The following is a 17,402-nucleotide window of genomic DNA, read 5'->3' on the forward strand; positions in this document are numbered from 1 at the left end:
GATTTGAAGGTCCAGCTTCGAGTTTCTCCTGGACTCACCCTCCAAGAGTTCCCACATCTTCGGTGGGACGAGGTGTTATTTATTCCTAATGCACGCAAACGGTTTTTATAAGATAATCTTCCCATGTTGAAGCATGACGACGTCTGGCGGGCCATCGACATTCTGGCGAGACAGTACAATCTCTCGCCATCGGGACTTGCGCGTCAAGCCGGTCTGGATCCAACCACATTCAACAAGAGCAAGCGCATCACACCGCAAGGGAAAATGCGTTGGCCAAGTACGGAATCAATCGCAAAAATCCTTGCGGCAACCGGAGCGTCTTTTGCCGAGTTCGTCAATATCGTCGGTGAGGAAAACGCCAGCGCAATCGCGCAACGGATCCCCAGTCTGGACATCTCGCAATCTGCCAAAGACGGCTTCTTCGACGCCCATGGAACGCCGTCAGGTGACGATTGGGACGAAGTTCTTGCACCGCATATCGAAGACCGGAATGCCTTTGCCCTGGAGATCAACGGCAACCGCTACGAGCCTGTCTACCGCGATGGTGATCTGATCGTCGTATCGCCGAGCGCGAGTATCCGGCGCGGCGACCGCGTGCTGGTCAAACAGCAGGATGGCAGCATCATGATCTGCCAACTCATCCGCGAGAGCGCCCGCCGCATCGAACTGGCGCAGGTCGGCAATGCGGCCGCTTCGAGTGATCTGCAGAACCGCGATGTTGCCTGGATGTCGCGCATCATCTGGGCGAGCCAGTAGATAGAATAGACCGGCCAGGTATTCCCCACCGGTCAGCCGCGTGTCGTCTGAGCCGTATCCTCCCTTGCCGAGCAGACCAGCTTAATATCACCAACATCGGATTGCCGCTGTGGGAACAGGGCTTGGCAAGAGGTTATAATGTGATAGCGTTTGCGGACGTGATCCACCCAATCCCAGGGGTCAGATCAGACCCCGGTACCCCCGAACGAAGGAAGAGCGTATGAGGGCCGTGCATTTCATTGACGGAAGCTGGCAAGAGGGCAATCCCGCCATCTTTGGTCCCATGACACACGCAACCTGGATGGCATCGGTCGTTTTTGACGGTGCGCGGGCTTTCGAGGGTGTCACGCCGGATCTGGACCTGCACTGCGAGCGGACGATCGCGTCGGGCCTCGCCTTCGGACTTCAACCGCCCATCGCGGCAGGCGAGATCCTCGAAATCGCCCGGGAAGGCGTTTCAAAGTTCGCAAACGATGCCGAGCTCTACATCCGACCCATGCTCTGGGCTGAGACAGGCTTTGTCGCGCCGGACCCGGACAGCACGCGCTTTTGCCTCAGCGTGTTTGACGCGGCGATGCCCAAGCCCACGGGGATGTCGGTTCAGCTCTCATCCTTCCGGCGCCCCCTAGCGAGCATGGCCCCGACCCAGGCCAAGGCCGCTTGCCTTTATCCCAATTCGGGCCGTGCTCTGCGCGAAGCGATCGACAATGGTTTCGACAATGCCGTTGTGCTGGACGGGCTCGGGAACGTGGCGGAACTGGCCACGGCAAATATCTGGATCGCCAAGGACGGCGCCGCGCACACACCCGCCCCGAACGGGACATTTCTGAACGGCATCACCCGCCAGCGGGTCGGTAAACTCCTGAAGGATGCAGGCATTCCCGTCTACGAGCGCTGCATCACTTGGGACGACGTCATGGATGCAGATGAGGCTTTCAGCACCGGCAACCATGCCAAGGTCGTGCCCATCACGAAGATCGGCGACAGAAACCTTCAAACCGGCCCGATATATCAAAAAGCGCGAGAACTCTACTGGAATTGGGCCCACGGAGGTTGAATTTGGCGGGATTTCTCTCGAGTTGACATGGCTTTTTCTGTGCGATTAACCGAACCCTAAGCTTTTTTACTCAGGTTTCACTCATAAGAATGCAGACAAGCCAAGCTGTTAGCCGTCTGCTGGAGCGCGATTCATCTTGAGATCAAGACTCAGGATTTTTGATCACGCTCCCGAGAAAGCCTCCGCCCCGGGGGATGAAACAGGAGCAAGTAAGTGGCATCACTCGACATGGATGGCCCTTTCGCCTTAGAGCGCAAAGTCATTCAAAACACGGTCGGCGACAATCCGGGCAACTTCGCACTGGGCACAATGTCGGAGAACAAGCGCTTCGCGGTTCGCATTGTCGGGCGTAGCGACGGCAATCTGCAGCAGACACTCCTGCAAGAATTGAAGCGCGGCACCGGGCAGCCGGGCTTTTTCGCGCGGGTCTTCGGGGGCAAGAAGCGCATTAACGCTTTCAAATTCAGTCTGGCCCGTGACGCGGAAGCCGCCTATTCCAAGGAATGCCGCAACTTTCATAACTTCGGCGGCGCAAGCAAGCTGGCCAACAAAGAGCATCCCAAACCGCCGCCCGGCGTGACCACGCCTTGCGAACACTGCAAGACCAAGGGTGGCTGACACCGCGCGATTTACGCCTTGCGACCGGTGCGCCCCGGCTTCTCGGTGAGCTTAAGCGAGATCCTCGCCGTCAAGCGCGCGCTGGACCAGCCGGCAACTCTCTTCCAAGCCATACAAGGCGAAAAAGGAGCCCAGGCGCGGACCCTGCGACTGCCCCAGCAGCACCTCATAGAGCGCCTTGAACCAATCCCGAAGGTTTTCAAAACTGTGCGTCTTGCCAACCTCGTAAACCTGGGTCTGGATGTCCTCGGCAGGAGTTTCCGCAGGCAAGGCCTTCAGCTTCGCCAGAAGATCTTCCATGGCCGCACGCTCTTTTTCGTCCGGCGCCCGGTAGCTCTTCGAAGGCTTGACGAAATCCTGATAATAGCGGATCGCGTAACCGATCATGGAATCCAGGAAGGGCGTCTTCTCGGGTGACGCCTCCGGAACGTAACGGCCGACAAAGCCCCAGAGAACCGATCTGTCTTCAGTGTTACAGACACCCGCGAGGTTGAGCAGAATTCCGAAGCTCAGCGGCGAGTCGGCGGACGGAACCTGACCGCCGTGAATATGCCAGGCCGGATTCTCGAGTTTCCGCGCGGGCTCTTCATCGGGAAGTTTCCCGGCGAAGGTCAGATAGTCATCCACCATACGCGGAATGGCATCGAAGTAGAGGCGCTTCGCCGTCTTGGGCTTCTGGTACATGAAAAGCGCAAGGCTCTCCTGCGGCGCATACTGCAGCCACTCCTCGACCGACAGGCCATTGCCCTTGGACTTTGAGATCTTCTCGCCCTTTTCGTCCAGGAAGAGTTCGTAGGTGAAACCACCCGGCGGCTTGCCGCCGAGCGCCTTGGTGATCCGCGCGCCCAGCTTGACGGAATCCATCAGGTCCTTGCCCGACATCTCGTAGTCGACATCGAGCGCGTACCAGCGCATCGCCCAGTCCGGCTTCCACTGCAGTTTGCACTGTCCGCCGGTGACCGGCACCTCGACCAGCTCACCGTCAGTATCCCTGTAGACGACGGTGCCCTGGTTGGCGTGGCGCTCCAGGATCGGAACCTGGAGGACCTGTCCGGTCTTGGGACACACCGGCATGAAGGGACTGTAGGTCTCCCGGCGCTCCGGACCGAGGGACGGCAGCATGATCTTCTGGATGTCATCGTACTGATGCAGGATCTTGCGCAGCGCGTCGTCAAACCGCCCGGACTTGTAGAGCTCCGTCGAGGACTGGAATTCGTAGTCGAAGCCAAAACTGTCCAGGAAGCCGCGCAGACGCGCGTTGTTGTGGTGGCCGAAACTCTCGTACTCGCCGAAGGGATCGGGAATGGAGGTCAGCGCCCGGCCCAGGTTCGCCTCCAGCATCTCTTTGTTGGGAACATTATCCGGCACCTTGCGCAGGCCGTCCATATCGTCCGAAAAGCAGTAGAGCTTGGTCGGAATGTCCGAAATCTCCTGGAAGGCCCGGCGCACCATCGAGGTCCTAACGACCTCGCCAAAGGTGCCTATGTGCGGCAAGCCCGAAGGGCCATAGCCGGTCTCAAAGAGAACGTAGCCTTTTTCCGGCGTTTTCCCACCGATGCGCGCCAGTAGATTGCGGGCTTCATCGAAGGGCCAGGCCTTTGCCTGGAGGGCCAGTTCTCTCTCGCTCGACATGGGTTCCGTCACTTATTTCTGTTGGGAAAAGGCCGGCCGTTTCCGGGAAACAACCGCAGAAGTCGGAGGCGAACCTAGGCGTGCAACGGCGAGAGGTCAACGTTGCATGAACAGGTGCAGCCTATCCGGCTTGAGGAAGCCGTCACCGCATCGGCCCTGATCGCCGCGATTGGTTCCTAAAGGCAGACGGCAGGCGTCTTCCGCCGTGACCTTCGTTGCCTTCTGTCGATATACTCCGCCCCATGTCACACAGCCATGAGCCCCCTCAGGTGCGCGCCCCTGATTTCGACGCGGCCCCGATCAGCGACCGTAGCCTGCAACTGCCGGGCGCGCCGATGCTCGCGGTCGGCCTGACCCGGGCCGTCTGGCTCGACCAGGACGGGGAATTGAACGAGCTCTCTCTGCGTGACGCAAGCGAACGCGCCCGCCGGGAAGCTCCTATTCTCTGCCACGCGCGGGCCATTGCCCGGCGGCTCGGATGCGATCCCTTCCCGGCCTACGATCTGCTCGAGCTCTTTGCCTTCGTGCGCCCGGCGCGCTTCTGCACGCCGACGCCGCGCGGTCTTGCCAACGAACTGGGCCTGCTGACACCGGACAGTCTGGATGCGGATGTCAGTGTCCTGCCACAGATCGCTCTGGCCCTCCTGCGCGAATTGGCGGCAGGAAGCAGCCGGCGCGACCCCTCCGCCCACGACATCGCCTGGGCCATGGCCCAGACCGGCTGGCGCTGGGGGCCTGCCGTGCTCTCCGCCGTTCAGCTGACCGACAGCGGCGACGAGCGGCACATGGCGCGCGGCCTGCATGTCTGGGACTTTCTCTCGGAGTGGAACGAAGTCCCGCCCGCCACCCCGCCCGGCAGCGAGGCCGTCACCGCGAACGAAGCCCGGCACCGCCTGAGCGAACTCTTGGATAGCGAGGCCGAATCGCGGCCGCAACAGGCGGACTACGCTTCCGCCGTCAGTCAGGCCTTCGGCCCCAGGCGCGAAGCCGATCAGCCCAATCTGGTTCTGGCCGAAGCCGGCACGGGAACCGGCAAGACCCTGGGTTACATCGCCCCGGCCAGTCTGTGGGCGCAGAAGAACCAGGGCCCGGTCTGGATCTCGACCTATACGCGGAACCTGCAACGCCAACTGGACGACGAACTCTCCAAGCTCTATCCGGAACCGCGCCTGAAGTCCGAACGGGTCGTGATCCGCAAGGGCCGGGAAAACTATCTCTGCCTGCTGAATTTCGACGAAGCCGTGACGGGGCTGGCCAGCCGCGGCAGCGACGGCGTTGCAATTGGGCTGATGGCCCGCTGGGCCGCCTGGACCCGGGACGGCGACATGGTCGGCGGCGATTTTCCGGGCTGGCTGGCGGATCTGCTGGGCCGGGCCAGAACCCTTGGCCTGACCGACCGGCGGGGCGAATGCATCTATTCCGCCTGCTCTCACTACCGGAAATGCTTTATCGAGCGCAATCTGCGCAAGGCAAAACAGGCCGAGATCGTGGTGGCCAATCACGCCCTGGTGATGATCCAGGCGGCCCTGGGCGGCGGTGAGGACGGCCAGCTGCCGACCCACTACGTGCTCGACGAAGGCCATCATGTTTTCGATGCCGCCGACAGCGCCTTTGCCGCCCACCTCTCCGGGCAGGAGACCTATGACCTGCGCCGCTGGCTGATCGGCAGCGAGTCGGCAGGCCGCTCGGCGGGCCGGGCACGGGGCCTGCGCAAGCGCCTGGAAGACCTGGTCGCGGGTGATGCCGAGCTCACGGATCTGCTCAACCAGACCCTGAGGGCAGCCACGGTGCTGCCGGCCGAAGCCTGGCATCAGAGGATCGCCGACGGTCGCACCAACGGCCCGGCGGAGGCCTTTTTACGTGGTGTGCGGCAACAGGTTTACGCCCGCAGCGGCGGCCATGACAGCCCCTACAGCCTGGAAGTCGACGCCCGCCCGGCGGAACCGGACGTGATCGAGGCGGCCGCGACACTCAAAGACGCCCTCATGACGGTGCTGAAACCCATGGAAGGGCTGAAAAAGGGTTTGCAGGCACGGCTCGACGACGATGCCGACAAGCTGGACAGCGACACGCGCCGCCGGATCGAGGCCTCGACCCGCAGCCTGGAGCGGCGCGGCCAGATGCAGATCACGGCCTGGTGCGCCATGCTGGACGCTCTGCAGGCGGACACCCCGCCGGAATTCACCGACTGGTTCGCGGTCGAACGCAACGGCGGAAACGACATGGATGTCGGAATGTTCCGCCATTGGAAGGACCCGACCATTCCCTTCGCCGACGCCGTCATGCGCAACGCCCAAGGGCTGGTCATCACCTCCGCGACCCTGACCGATGACCCGGGCGGCACGCCATCAAAAAAGCCGACGGATAGCGCCGAGCTTGAGAGCCCGGATCCCGAGAGCCCGTTGGGCGAAGCGGCCTGGAAGGCCGCGGAACAGCGCACCGGCGCGCTGCACCTGGAGAATCCGGCGATCCGCGCCCTGGTGACGTCACCTTTCGACTACGAGAAGCAAACCCGGGTCTATGTGATTTCCGATGTGCGGAAGGACGATCTGAACCAGGTTGCCGCGGCTTACCGCGAACTCTTCCTGGCATCCGGCGGCGGCGGGCTCGGTCTCTTTACCGCGATATCCCGCCTGCGCGCGGTCCGGCAGCGGCTGGTGGAACCGCTGGAGCAGGCCGGTCTGCATCTCTATGCCCAGCATGTGGACGCCATGGATATCTCCACCCTGGTGGATATCTTCCGCGACGAGTTGGATTCCTGCCTGCTGGGGACCGATGCGGTTCGGGACGGCGTGGACGTGCCCGGCGATGCCCTGCGCCTGATCGTCTTTGACCGGGTGCCCTGGCCCCGGCCCGATATTCAGCATCGCGAGCGCCGCAAGCTCTTCGGCGGGCGTGCCTTCGACGATCGCCTGGTGCGCCTGAAACTGCGCCAGGCCTTCGGACGACTGGTCCGCCGGGACCGGGACCGCGGCATTTTCGTGCTGCTCGATCCCATGATGCCCTCGCGCCTGCACGGCGCTTTTCCCAAGGGCGTTGTGCCGCAGAAAGTGGGTTTGGCTCAAGCGGTCGACGAGATCAGTGCGTTTTTCAGCAAAGACGCAGAGGGGGATTCGCCCTTTTAACGCGACATGCTTTAGCTGATCCCCAGGATGTTCAGCAGGACGGTCAGGGTCACAACGGAAAGCAGGGTGGAGATCATGATCGCCGCCGTGGAACGCTGGGTATAGATGCCGTAGCGCTGGGCCAGGACGAAGGCCAGAGCCCCGGTCGGCAAGGCCCCCATGATGACGGCAGACGCGGCCCAGATCGGCTCCATATCCATCACGCCGTACGCGAGCCAGGCGGTAATAATCGGCTGCAAAATGAGCTTGAGCGACACCAGGATCGAGATCTCGCCGGCACCTGCGGTAAAAGACCGCCCCACCATAAAGAGGCCCATGGCGAAGAGTGCGCAGGGACCCGCGGTCGCCGCCAAGAGGTCGCAGAAGGTCGCCAGCGCCCCGGGCAGCGGGAATTCGACTGCCGAAAGCAGCAATCCGGCAAGGGCCGAGACCACGAGCGGGCTTTTGAAGACGCCGGCGAAGGCGTTGCGCAGAATGGCGAGCCCGCCGCTCTTTTGGTTCAGATCGATCTCAATGATCACGGTCGCGACCGCCAGCACCACGGTTCCGTTCAGAACCGTCGCGATTACACCCGGCATGGTCGCGCGGTCCCCGAACGCGAGCAGCAGGATCGGAATGCCCATGTAGCCGGTGTTGGAAAAAATCGCTGTCAAACCGTTCAAGCCCAGGGCACCGAGCCGGTTCGGAAAGAGATAGGTGGCAATCAGCATGGCGATGCCGAAGGTTCCCAACATGCCGCCGCCGATCGCCAGGAGGTAGGGAATGTTGAAAATCTGCGAGACTTCGACGCGCGACATGGAAACGAGAAAGAGTGCAGGCAGGGAAACGTAGTAAACGAATGCATTCAGAGCCTCGCCGCTGGATTCCCCCAAAACGTTAAAGCGTCCGCAGGCATAACCGGCCAGCATGATCCCGAAAACAGGTAAAACGACGTTCAATACAGCATCCATAGCGGCGGAAACTGCCTTCCTATTCTCCATCTGTCGAGTGCGGAATTTGCATCGCTCCCTTGCAACTTCGTAGGATGGCAGTATATAGCGAGTGTCGTTGCCAAGCGGCTTGCGGATAGGCCTTCGCGCCTTTCACGGTCACTGCAGCGGCAGTTTAGTTCGAGAGATTTTCCGAAACGCACCCCGTTGGCGAAATCAGCATAGAAAGAAGCGAGCCGTCCTTATGATCGACCATCATGCCGCCCTGATCTACACCATGGTTCTGGTGTCCGCTGCCGACCGTGAGATGACGGACTCCGAACTGCTGACCATCGGCGATGTGGTCAAGCATTTGCCGATCTTCGAGGACTACGAAGAGGCCAAACTGCTTGAGACGTCCCGCGACTGCGCGGAGCTGATGAACAACGACGACGGTCTGGAGCGTGTGCTGAACGTGATTCTGGCCAGCTTGCCCGAAAAGCTGCGCGAAACCGCCTACGCCCTGGCCTGCGACGTTGCGGCCTCGGACGGGGAAGTGAGCCAGGAAGAGCTCCGCCTGCTTGAACTCTTGCGGCATCAACTGCCGGTCGGCCGCCTGCCCGCAGCCGCCATCGAGCGCGGCGCCCGTGCCCGCTTCATGACCCTTTAAGGATCATCAGCCGCAAAATACGCCGGTGGCGGCGCTTTGCCACAGTGAGTGGGCACTTGGCCGCACAGGGTTGTCGGACTAGATTATGTCGCGTTCGCGTTAGCGGACGTCAGAAATCCAGTTCAGCAAGAAGCATCCATGACCGCGAGCCCCTCAGTCTCCGCAGGGACAATTCCAAACAGCTCTGACAGAAGCGTCGGCCTCTGGCTCTTAAGCTGTTGTGCCATGATTCTGGCGATGGCGGTCATCGGCGCCATCACCCGCCTGACCGAATCCGGCCTCTCGATCATGGAATGGGCACCCATCGGCGGAACTCTGCCGCCCCTCAGCGACGCCGAATGGCAACGCGTCTTCGCGCTCTATCGCCAGATCCCGGAATATCAGCAGGTCAATGCCGGGATGAGTCTCGAGGAATTTAAGACCATCTTCTGGTGGGAATACATCCACCGGCTTTGGGGCCGCCTGATCGGGGTGGTTTTTGCGGTTCCCTTCATCTGGTTCCTGATTCGCGGCAAGCTCCGGCGCGATCTGATCCCGCATCTGATTGCGATGTTCCTGCTCGGCGGCCTGCAGGGTGGTCTGGGCTGGTACATGGTTGCCAGCGGCTTCGCCGACCGGACCGACGTCAGCCAATACCGCCTGACGGCACACCTGCTGCTGGCCATCGTGATCTATGCCTACATTCTCTGGGTCGCGCTGCGGCTGCTGGTGCCTGCACCGCCCCCATCCCCTGCCGTCCAGGTCGGCGGCCTGCGCCGGTCGGTGATCGCCCTGATCGCCCTGCTGCTGGTCACCATTGCCTCGGGCGGCTTCGTCGCGGGGCTGAACGCAGGCATGATCTACAATACCTTCCCCTTGATGGACGGAGACTGGATCCCGAGTGACTACGGCGCGCTCTCGCCCTTCACCCTGAACTTCTTCGAGAACATTGCCGCGGTGCAGTTCAATCACCGGGCGCTGGCCATGATCTGCGCCGCCGCGGTCCTGGGACTGTGGATCTGGTCGCGCCGTCTTGCGCTGTCCGATACCGCACAAAACGCCTTCACGCTGCTGCTGGCCGGAGTCGTGGCGCAGGTGATCCTGGGGATCTCCACCCTGCTGCTGGTAGTACCGATCTGGCTCGGCGCACTGCATCAGGCCGGCGCGATTTTGCTGCTGTCCCTGGCGTTCTGGGTTCTGCATCATCTTCGCGCTGCCCCGGTGGAACAGGAAAACCCGGGGGAGACTCTGCAAACAAGCTACAGAACGGCATCATGACTGCGCCAGAGCAAGGGCAGGGGCACGGGCAGGGGCAGGAGCAAGCACAAGACCAGGATCTGGCCATTCCTGATGCCCCCTTGCCGGTCTCGGTCCTGACGGGATTTCTGGGCAGCGGCAAGACCACGGTTCTACGCCATCTCCTGGCGCAGCCGGATATGGCGAACACCGCGGTGATCGTGAATGAATTCGGCGAGATCGGCCTGGATCACATGCTGGTCGAGAATGCCAAGGAAGATACCATCCTGCTGAACAGCGGCTGTCTTTGCTGCACGGTCCGGGGCGATCTGGTCGAGACCATGCGCAGGCTCTTCAAGCAGCGGGTCCGGCGCGAAATTCCGCCTTTCGACCGGCTGGTGATCGAAACCACCGGCCTCGCGGATCCCGCACCGATCCTGCAGACTCTGATGAACGATCCCTTCCTGGTCGAGCGCTTCCGCCTGGACGGTGTGATCGCGACGGTCGATGCGGCCAACGGCGGCACTACACTCGACAATCACTTCGAATCCGTGAAGCAGGCGGCGGTGGCCGACCGGCTGCTGCTGACCAAGACCGATGCCGCCGAGCCGGATGCGGCCGAGGCCCTGAAGATCCGCCTGAAAGATCTGAACCCGGCGGCGCCCGTCCTGCCGGTCTCGCAGGGCGAAGTCGAAGCCGCCGCGCTTTTCAATGCCGGCCTCTACGATCCGACCACCAAAACCCTGGATGTGCAGCGCTGGCTGAAACCCGAAGCTTACGACGACGATCACGGGCATGATCATCACCACGACGTCAACCGGCACGATGCCAGCATCCGCGCCTTCTGCATCACCCGGGAGGAACCGTTGAACTGGGACCGGCTCAATTCCTGGGTCGAGATGCTGATCATGCTCTACGGCGGCAATCTGCTGCGTATCAAGGGCATCCTGAACATCGAAGACTGCGAGGGTCCGGTGGTGATCCACGGCGTGCAGCATATGTTCCATCCGCCCAGTCAGCTGGAGAGCTGGCCCGATGCGGATCACCGATCACGGCTGGTCTTCATCACCCGGGATCTTGAGAAAGAGATGTTCGAGCACACCCTGGAAGCCTTTGCGGGCGGGTCGGATCTGACCTAGGCTGCTGCTACCATGAGCAAAGCTTTCACCAAGGAAACAGAAACTGAAGACGAGGATCTGCCCGAAGAGGCGGAAGCGCTGCCGCGCGGGGTGAAGAACTATATCACGCCCGCGGGCCTGCAGCGCCTGCGTGACGAGCTGAAACACCTGCGCGTCGAGGAACGGCCGAAGGTCGTCGAGGTGGTCTCCTGGGCAGCGGGAAATGGCGACCGCTCCGAGAACGGCGACTATATTTACGGCAAGAAGCGCCTGCGCGAGATCGACCGGCGTATGCGCTTTCTGATTAAACGCATTGAGATTGCCGAGGTGGTCGATCCGGCCCGTCAGACCAATCACGAGCAGGTCTTTTTCGGCGCCACCGTAACCTATGCGGATTCCAACGACACCGAGCGCACCATCCGCATCGTCGGGGTCGACGAGGCCCGCAGCGAGCATAACGAAGTCAGCTGGATATCGCCTATCGCCCGCGCCCTGCTGAAATCCTCGGAGGGCGATACCGTCGAGGTGCGCACCCCAAACGGCCGGGAGCCCATCGAAGTGCTGGAGATTTCCTACAGCGGCGCGTGAGACTTCGAGAGTCTTTCGTAAAGCAGGGAGGCAACCGCAAGATCCTGGGCACCGAGCCCTGTCAGATCGACCACGGAGATCGTATTCCCACCCACCGTAAAGCCTGCGGGGTCCTCGAGGACACGCCCCAGAGGGAGATCGCCGCTCTCCTCCACGAGACCGGCGCGAACCGCAACGCCGAATTCGCCGTGATGCAAGGCCTGTTTGTGATCGTCGGTGATGATGGTTTCGGCGCGCGCCAGAATTTCCGGATCCAATTCGTTCTTGCCGGGGCTGTCCGCCCCGACCGCGATGATGTGTTTGCCGCCCTCGATATCCGAAGACTGCAGGACCGGCGTGCTGGCGGGCGTCGTGGTCACAATGATGTCCGATTGCGCGCAGAGTTCCGCTGCCGAACCCGCAACCAGGCAAGGCCTGCCGCTGTCGTTCAACCGCTCCGCCAGTCCGGCGGCCTTGCTCGCATCGCGGCCAAAGATCGTGATTTGCGAGATGCCGACATGGGCGGAAATCCAACGCGCCTGCTGGTCGGCCTGCTGGCCGGTGCCGATCACCCCCAGACGCTGGGGCGTCGCATCCACCACAACGGAAGCAGCAAGCGCACCCGCCGCCGCAGTGCGGGCGGATGTCAGATACCCCTGATCCTGAAGCAGGGCGATCGGCACACCCGTCTCGGCGGATAAAAGCAGCAGCAGGCCGTTGTTCACCTCAAGGCCACGTGCTGGATTGCCGTAGAAGCCAGTCGCGACTTTGATGCAAAAGTAGGGCAGCTTGGCGGAAAGGGCCGACTTGACGTGGCAGTCGCCTCTCAAGTCCTGCGCCTCCGCTCCAAAGAGCATCTGAATGGGCGCCGGCGTCTCGATCTCGCCACGGCTGTGCAGGATGATGCTTTCACGCACGGCGTCGATGATCGGTGCCTTGTCGAGCAGGGGCTGAATCTCGTCCAGAGCAATCACTCGCATGGCTCAAACCCTCTAACGCGACACGCGCTAAACAGCCAGACGATTGTGATTGCGGTCGAGGAAGTCACGAAACGCCGTGACGCCTTCCTCGATCTTTTCCCGCCCGAAACCGATCCGGAACCGGTCTGTGGGAGCTTCCATCAGCTCCGATCTATAGATCGAAGCGGGCAGCAGAAGCACACCATTCTCCTCGATCAGGTCATGACAGAAGCTCTCGACATCGCCTTGCCCGATGTAGCGGGGATAGGCGATGCAGCCGCCGTCCGGATGGCGCCATTCGAAGAGCTTAGGATAGTCAGCGAAGAAGCGGTCGAGTTCAGCGATATTGCGCCGAAGCAGCGCTCGGTTCCGCTCGAGGATCTTGTCTCGAACCCCCAGCGCGATGACTGCAAGCCGTTCACTCGGCGCAGAATTGCAGATCGAAAGGTAGTGTTTGTAGCGCTCCAGTTTCAGGAGAACCTCTTTGTCCTGGCTCGCGATCCAGCCAATACGCAAGCCCGGCAAACCATAGGCCTTCGACATCACGCTCAGGGAAAGTCCCTTCTCGTAGACATCAGCGGTTTGCGGCAGGCGTTTGGTCTCGTCCAGTTCCAGAAGGCGGTAGACTTCGTCATTGAAGAGATACAAATCCTGTTCCCGGCAGAGCGCGATCAGGGCGTCGTAATCTTCCCTCGGCATCACCGCACCGGTCGGGTTGTTCGGAAAGTTGATGGAAATCAGCTTTGTGTTGGGCCGGATGGCACGCCTGACATCCTCGAGATCCAGCCGCCAGTCTCGCGTTGCGTCAAGCGGAACACCCGTCACCGCGCAGATGCTCAGGGGAATGGTCTCTGCGGCCTGGTAGTTCGGAACCACGACGATGGCATGATCGTCAGGCCCCAGAAGAACCCGCATGGCGGCGTAGACGCCTTCTTCCGCACCGGCGAAGCAGAGGATGTTGTCCGGCTGCATCCCCTCGTAAGTGCCGGCAATCGCCGCGCGCAGGTCCGGCGCCCCCCAGGTTTCGGTGTAGCCCAGCCAGAGATCGTCCAGGCTTTCCGCCGCCGAGGTGCCAGCCATCGCCAGCAGGTCATTGAGGCTCATGCTCTGGACATCGGAGGCCGTCATGTGATGGCGGGCCGTGAATTCCCATTTTGAAAAGTAGGTTTCGAGTTCGAAATTACGCATGGAGCTAAGCAACCTCCGCCGTCTCGTTATCACCCGCCGAAGCCCCCTCGCGGCGGGCGTCTTTCAGCAGGTTGTAAATGCTGGCGCGCGACATCCCCAGCGCCTTGGCCGCATAGTCCGGCGAACCCCGCATCTCAAGAATACCAGCCCGGTCAAGCGCCGCGACCAGTGCAACCTTATCGGTCCTGCGCGCCGTCACGAGGGTCACGCCGCGTTCCGACAGTGTTTCGGCGATCAGCGCATTCGCGGCCTCCCGCCAATCCTGCGCGAAGAGAGCCTTCGAGCGCGGCTTTTGCCCAACGGCGCTGAAAGCCGCCAGCAGGTCTGCCGCGGCAGCAAAGGCCGCCGTGCGCATATTCACGCAGATCAGCCCGCTCGGCCGGCGGTCCTCATCCCGCACCACGGCGGTAAAGGATCGCAAGACTTCGCCGTTCCAGTTTGTCTGCGCGTAGGGTCCGATGATGTCCGCATCATCCACGTCCGCTTCGAGACTTTCGGTCTCAACAAGCGATTCGTCGCCGACGGCACGATTGGAGAGATTCCCCTCAATCCCGACGATTTTTCCGGTCCGCAGGTCATGCAGAACGACCTCCAGCTGGCCCGGGAAAAGCCGCGTCATCAGTCTGCACACCGCGGCATAGTCTGAAGATAAATTGCTCATAGGATCTATTGAGCAGGAATTTTACAAAATGTCTAATTTTTTATTTTTCATCTTATCGTAACTCGACGCAGGTAGCCCCCGGATACATTCTCCGCTTGTCTTTACACGGAGTTCCGTAATATGGATTTTTGACCGGTTTGTTTCCAAGAAGTTCAAAATGACGAAACTGCAGCAGAGCTCGATCGTCCACAAGTGCGCACAGATTCTGGACGTTCTGGCGCACGCGAGACGTCCGCTCGCCTATATGGAAATTGTCGAAAAGACCGGCTTCGTGAAGAGTTCGGCCCACCGGATTCTGGCCGTCATGGAGGGCGAAGGCCTCGTCGAAAAAGACGCATCCCTGAAAGCCTACAGGCTGGGTCCCAAGCTTTCCTACTGGGCGCAGACAGCCTGGCGCAAGACGGATCTGCAGGATGTTGCCGGCGCAGAACTTGAGGCTTTCTGCGAAAAAAACGGTTACAACGTCGCCCTATCGATTCGAGACGACGATAAAGTGCTTTATCTTCGTACCCTCGACTCGGTGCCGGTCCGCTATGCATCGCGCGCCGGAGAGCGCGCGCCGCTGCACTGCACGGCAGCCGGCAAAGTCTTTCTCGCCCACATGAGCGAGTCGCAGCAGGATCGTCTGATGGGCGAGCTGAAATTCGAGCGCCTGACGGAAAATACAATCGTCTCCGCCGAGGTTCTGAAACGCGAGTTGAAGCTGACCCGCTTGCGGGGTTATGGCACCGCGGACCGGGAAGAGTCCCTGCAGGTGGCGGGCGTCGCCGCGCCGATCCTGGATACGGACCGGGCCGTGATGGCAGCCGTCTCGATCTGGTGCCCGGTCGCCCAGGCGGGCATCGGCGAGCTGCAGCTCATGGCGCCCGAACTGCTTGAGATGACCAAACGCATTTCAGCGCAAATGGGGCATCACATCGGCGCCTAGAGCATGTTCCGATCATACGGGATCAGTTTGATGGGCTTTGAAGTCTCATTCGGCAAGGCGCGTTGTGAAGCGCGATGCGGCGGCATCCGATGCGGCGGCATCCGATGCGGCGGCATCCGATGCGGCGCATCGGGCAAGCAGCGCAACGCCGCCGATGAGCCTTCAAGGCCCACCGTAGGCCGGGCTCTTTTACGCTCTGACTGCGTTGCGGCTCTTATCCGATGCGCTGCATCGCATTGCGAGCCGCGCCTTGTCAGAACGAAAAATCTTCCCGGTCAAATGATTCCGGATGATCGGAATATGCTCTAGCTCGAAGATTTTCTCGGAACTCTCACGCGCGAAACCCCATGAATCAGCTGCGATCACCCGCAGACTGTAGAGGCTCACGCTTCGCCTTTTTCACAGACACAACAGAAGGATTCGGATCCCGCTCGAGGACCGGATCAATTCAAATCGACCGGCCTCTGTGGAATTTTGTTTCAATTCTGAATAAAAGAACTTAAGTTCTGTATTTTAAAACTGTAGCTCATTTGGACTGACAGGAAGCCAAGTTATGAGAACCGACGTCTCAGAAACGGCAGTTTGGAAGGTGACTGCGCCGGATCGGCCGGCTGGTTCACCACTGAACGAAGACCTCCGCTGCGACGTTGCCGTGGTCGGGGCCGGCTTTACCGGCCTGCGGGCGGCGATTGCCCTGGCCGAGGCGGGAAGCCATGTTGCCGTCTTCGACGGCGGCGATGTGGGATATGGCGCCTCGGGCCGGAGTGGCGGGCAGGTGAACCCGATGCTGCCGGTGGCACGGCCGGAAGACCTGCGCGCGGCGGTTGGAGACACCTACTTCGAGAGAATGGCCCAGGTTTCGCTTGGCTCCGCCGACGAACTCTTCGTACTGGTCCGCAAATACAAGATCGACTGCGACGCCCGGCAACATGGCTGGCTTCGCGCAGATCACAGCCACGCAGCGCGGGAACAGGCCCGGGCCGGGGCCAGAGCATGGAACAAGTTCGGGGCCGGCTTCGAGTTTCTGGAAGCCGAAGACACCCAAAGACTGAGCGGCTCACCCGCCTACCAGTCGGCCACCCTCTCGCCAAGGGGCGGCGCGGTTCAACCCCTGGCGCTGGTGCGGGGTTTGGCAGATGTTGCCGAATCTCTCGGGGTGAGAATCTACGCGCGCTCGGCGGTCCGGAATCTGGAGCGGCACGACCAGCGCTGGAACATGACGGCGGCCGGACAGAGGGTTACGGCAGACAGGGTCCTGCTGGCAACAAACGGCTACACAGACAACCTCTTCAAGGGCCTGAAACGCTCGATCCTGCCGCTCAATCCGATCCAGATTGCCACGGATCCGCTTGGCGATAATGAAATCGGCCCGGTTCTGCCCGAGGGCCACACCATTTCAGACACCCGGCGCCTGATCATGTACGCCCGGCGCGAACCCGACAATCGGATGGTTTTCGGAGGCATCGGGTACCGGAAACCCTTTGGCGGAGCGGCCAGGTTTAACGCGCTGCTTCGAGATGCGCGACGCATTTTCCCGTCGATCCGGCCTGAGAGCTGGCGCTATCGCTGGAGTGGCCAGATCGCAATAACGGACGACCGTATCCCGCACTTTCACGAACCTGCGCCGGGTCTGGTTGCGGGCCTCGGCTACAACGGGCGCGGCGTGGCCATGTCGCTCGTGATGGGCCGGGTTCTTGCTGAGCGGCTGCTGGGGGCGGCCCCCGAATCACTGCCCCTGCCGGTCTCACCAATCCATCCCGCGGCATTTCGCAACCTGCAATTGGCAGGGGCCAGCATCGGCATATCCGCAATGGCTGTGCGCGACAGGTTTGAGTTTCGTTAAACGATATCCGCCACTTACGAGAGAGGAGAAGCAAAAAAGATTGACCTGCCCGAGTTCCTCGATAACTGTCAAAAAAACGTCTCGCACCGGTGCAGGTGTGAAGGCGAGAACAAGGCGAAGGGTTCCGCGTCATTTTCAAACGGACGCGGAACAGAAG

The 17,402-nt window shown here is 61.3% G+C and carries 15 protein-coding genes; 10 read left to right on the plus strand and 5 right to left on the minus strand.

Going from position 1 to position 17,402, the window contains the following annotated elements:
• The first annotated feature begins 123 nt into the window (after nucleotides 1–123).
• From FKG95_RS25135 to FKG95_RS25145, 3 genes are all read left to right on the plus strand, one after another.
• Nucleotides 124–756 carry a S24 family peptidase gene (locus FKG95_RS25135; protein ID WP_142899206.1) on the plus strand — a complete coding sequence of 211 codons (633 nt, stop codon included), beginning with the start codon at nucleotides 124–126 and terminating at the stop codon, nucleotides 754–756.
• A gap of 220 nt (nucleotides 757–976) precedes the next feature.
• Nucleotides 977–1,813, plus strand: a complete 837-nt coding sequence (locus FKG95_RS25140; protein WP_142899207.1) for a branched-chain amino acid aminotransferase — start codon at nucleotides 977–979, stop codon at nucleotides 1,811–1,813.
• A 213-nt stretch (nucleotides 1,814–2,026) separates the two neighbouring features.
• Complete coding sequence (locus FKG95_RS25145; RefSeq protein WP_142899208.1) at nucleotides 2,027–2,431, plus strand: hypothetical protein; 405 nt, start codon at nucleotides 2,027–2,029, stop codon at nucleotides 2,429–2,431.
• A gap of 51 nt (nucleotides 2,432–2,482) precedes the next feature.
• Here the strand turns inward: FKG95_RS25145 and FKG95_RS25150 are convergent, their stop codons facing one another.
• Nucleotides 2,483–4,063 carry a lysine--tRNA ligase gene (locus FKG95_RS25150; RefSeq protein WP_142899209.1) on the minus strand — a complete coding sequence of 527 codons (1,581 nt, stop codon included), beginning with the start codon at nucleotides 4,061–4,063 and terminating at the stop codon, nucleotides 2,483–2,485.
• Between the two features lie 269 nt (nucleotides 4,064–4,332).
• Here FKG95_RS25150 and FKG95_RS25155 point away from each other — a divergent pair, with 269 nt between their 5' ends.
• Nucleotides 4,333–7,188: an ATP-dependent DNA helicase gene (locus tag FKG95_RS25155; RefSeq protein ID WP_342779275.1), complete on the plus strand. Its 2,856-nt coding sequence runs from the start codon at nucleotides 4,333–4,335 to the stop codon at nucleotides 7,186–7,188.
• Between the two features lie 11 nt (nucleotides 7,189–7,199).
• On the opposite strand, the gene FKG95_RS25160 is transcribed toward FKG95_RS25155, so the two are convergent.
• Nucleotides 7,200–8,138 carry an AEC family transporter gene (locus tag FKG95_RS25160; RefSeq protein WP_142899211.1) on the minus strand — a complete coding sequence of 313 codons (939 nt, stop codon included), beginning with the start codon at nucleotides 8,136–8,138 and terminating at the stop codon, nucleotides 7,200–7,202.
• 223 nt (nucleotides 8,139–8,361) lie between these two features.
• On the opposite strand from FKG95_RS25160, the gene FKG95_RS25165 reads away from it, so the two are divergent.
• The 4 genes from FKG95_RS25165 to greB all read left to right on the plus strand — a co-directional run bounded on the left by FKG95_RS25165 (nucleotide 8,362) and on the right by greB (nucleotide 11,687).
• The gene (locus tag FKG95_RS25165; RefSeq protein ID WP_142899212.1) at nucleotides 8,362–8,766 is read left to right on the plus strand and encodes a tellurite resistance TerB family protein; all 405 of its coding nucleotides are present in this window, start codon (nucleotides 8,362–8,364) and stop codon (nucleotides 8,764–8,766) included.
• A gap of 138 nt (nucleotides 8,767–8,904) precedes the next feature.
• Complete coding sequence (locus tag FKG95_RS25170) at nucleotides 8,905–10,023, plus strand: COX15/CtaA family protein (RefSeq protein WP_142899213.1); 1,119 nt, start codon at nucleotides 8,905–8,907, stop codon at nucleotides 10,021–10,023.
• Nucleotides 10,020–11,120, plus strand: coding sequence for a CobW family GTP-binding protein (locus tag FKG95_RS25175; RefSeq protein WP_142899214.1), 1,101 nt, complete (start codon nucleotides 10,020–10,022; stop codon nucleotides 11,118–11,120). Before FKG95_RS25170 ends, FKG95_RS25175 begins: the two co-directional genes overlap by 4 nt.
• A 12-nt stretch (nucleotides 11,121–11,132) precedes the next feature.
• Entirely contained in the window at nucleotides 11,133–11,687 is a 555-nt protein-coding gene (gene greB, locus FKG95_RS25180) for a transcription elongation factor GreB (protein WP_142899215.1), read from the plus strand.
• Here the strand turns inward: greB and FKG95_RS25185 are convergent.
• From FKG95_RS25185 to FKG95_RS25195, 3 genes are read right to left on the minus strand one after another with little or no spacing between them, the layout of a single operon-like run.
• Nucleotides 11,672–12,646: an ornithine cyclodeaminase family protein gene (locus tag FKG95_RS25185; RefSeq protein ID WP_142899216.1), complete on the minus strand. Its 975-nt coding sequence runs from the start codon at nucleotides 12,644–12,646 to the stop codon at nucleotides 11,672–11,674. The genes greB and FKG95_RS25185 overlap by 16 nt on opposite strands.
• A gap of 27 nt (nucleotides 12,647–12,673) precedes the next feature.
• Nucleotides 12,674–13,813 (minus strand): aminotransferase class I/II-fold pyridoxal phosphate-dependent enzyme, encoded by a 1,140-nt coding sequence (locus FKG95_RS25190; protein WP_142899217.1) that lies wholly within the window; start codon nucleotides 13,811–13,813, stop codon nucleotides 12,674–12,676.
• Between the two features lie 4 nt (nucleotides 13,814–13,817).
• On the minus strand, nucleotides 13,818–14,474 hold the full coding sequence (locus FKG95_RS25195) for a helix-turn-helix transcriptional regulator (RefSeq protein WP_142899218.1): 657 nt from the start codon (nucleotides 14,472–14,474) through the stop codon (nucleotides 13,818–13,820).
• A 157-nt stretch (nucleotides 14,475–14,631) separates the two neighbouring features.
• On the opposite strand from FKG95_RS25195, the gene FKG95_RS25200 reads away from it, so the two are divergent.
• Together FKG95_RS25200 and FKG95_RS25205 are read left to right on the plus strand one after the other, a co-directional pair.
• Entirely contained in the window at nucleotides 14,632–15,402 is a 771-nt protein-coding gene (locus FKG95_RS25200; protein WP_142899219.1) for an IclR family transcriptional regulator, read from the plus strand.
• 553 nt (nucleotides 15,403–15,955) lie between these two features.
• Complete coding sequence (locus FKG95_RS25205; protein WP_142899220.1) at nucleotides 15,956–17,245, plus strand: NAD(P)/FAD-dependent oxidoreductase; 1,290 nt, start codon at nucleotides 15,956–15,958, stop codon at nucleotides 17,243–17,245.
• Nucleotides 17,246–17,402: the final 157 nt, after the last annotated feature.

This window comes from Denitrobaculum tricleocarpae (genome assembly GCF_007004665.1).
GTDB classification, from domain to species: domain Bacteria; phylum Pseudomonadota; class Alphaproteobacteria; order Kiloniellales; family Kiloniellaceae; genus Denitrobaculum; species Denitrobaculum tricleocarpae.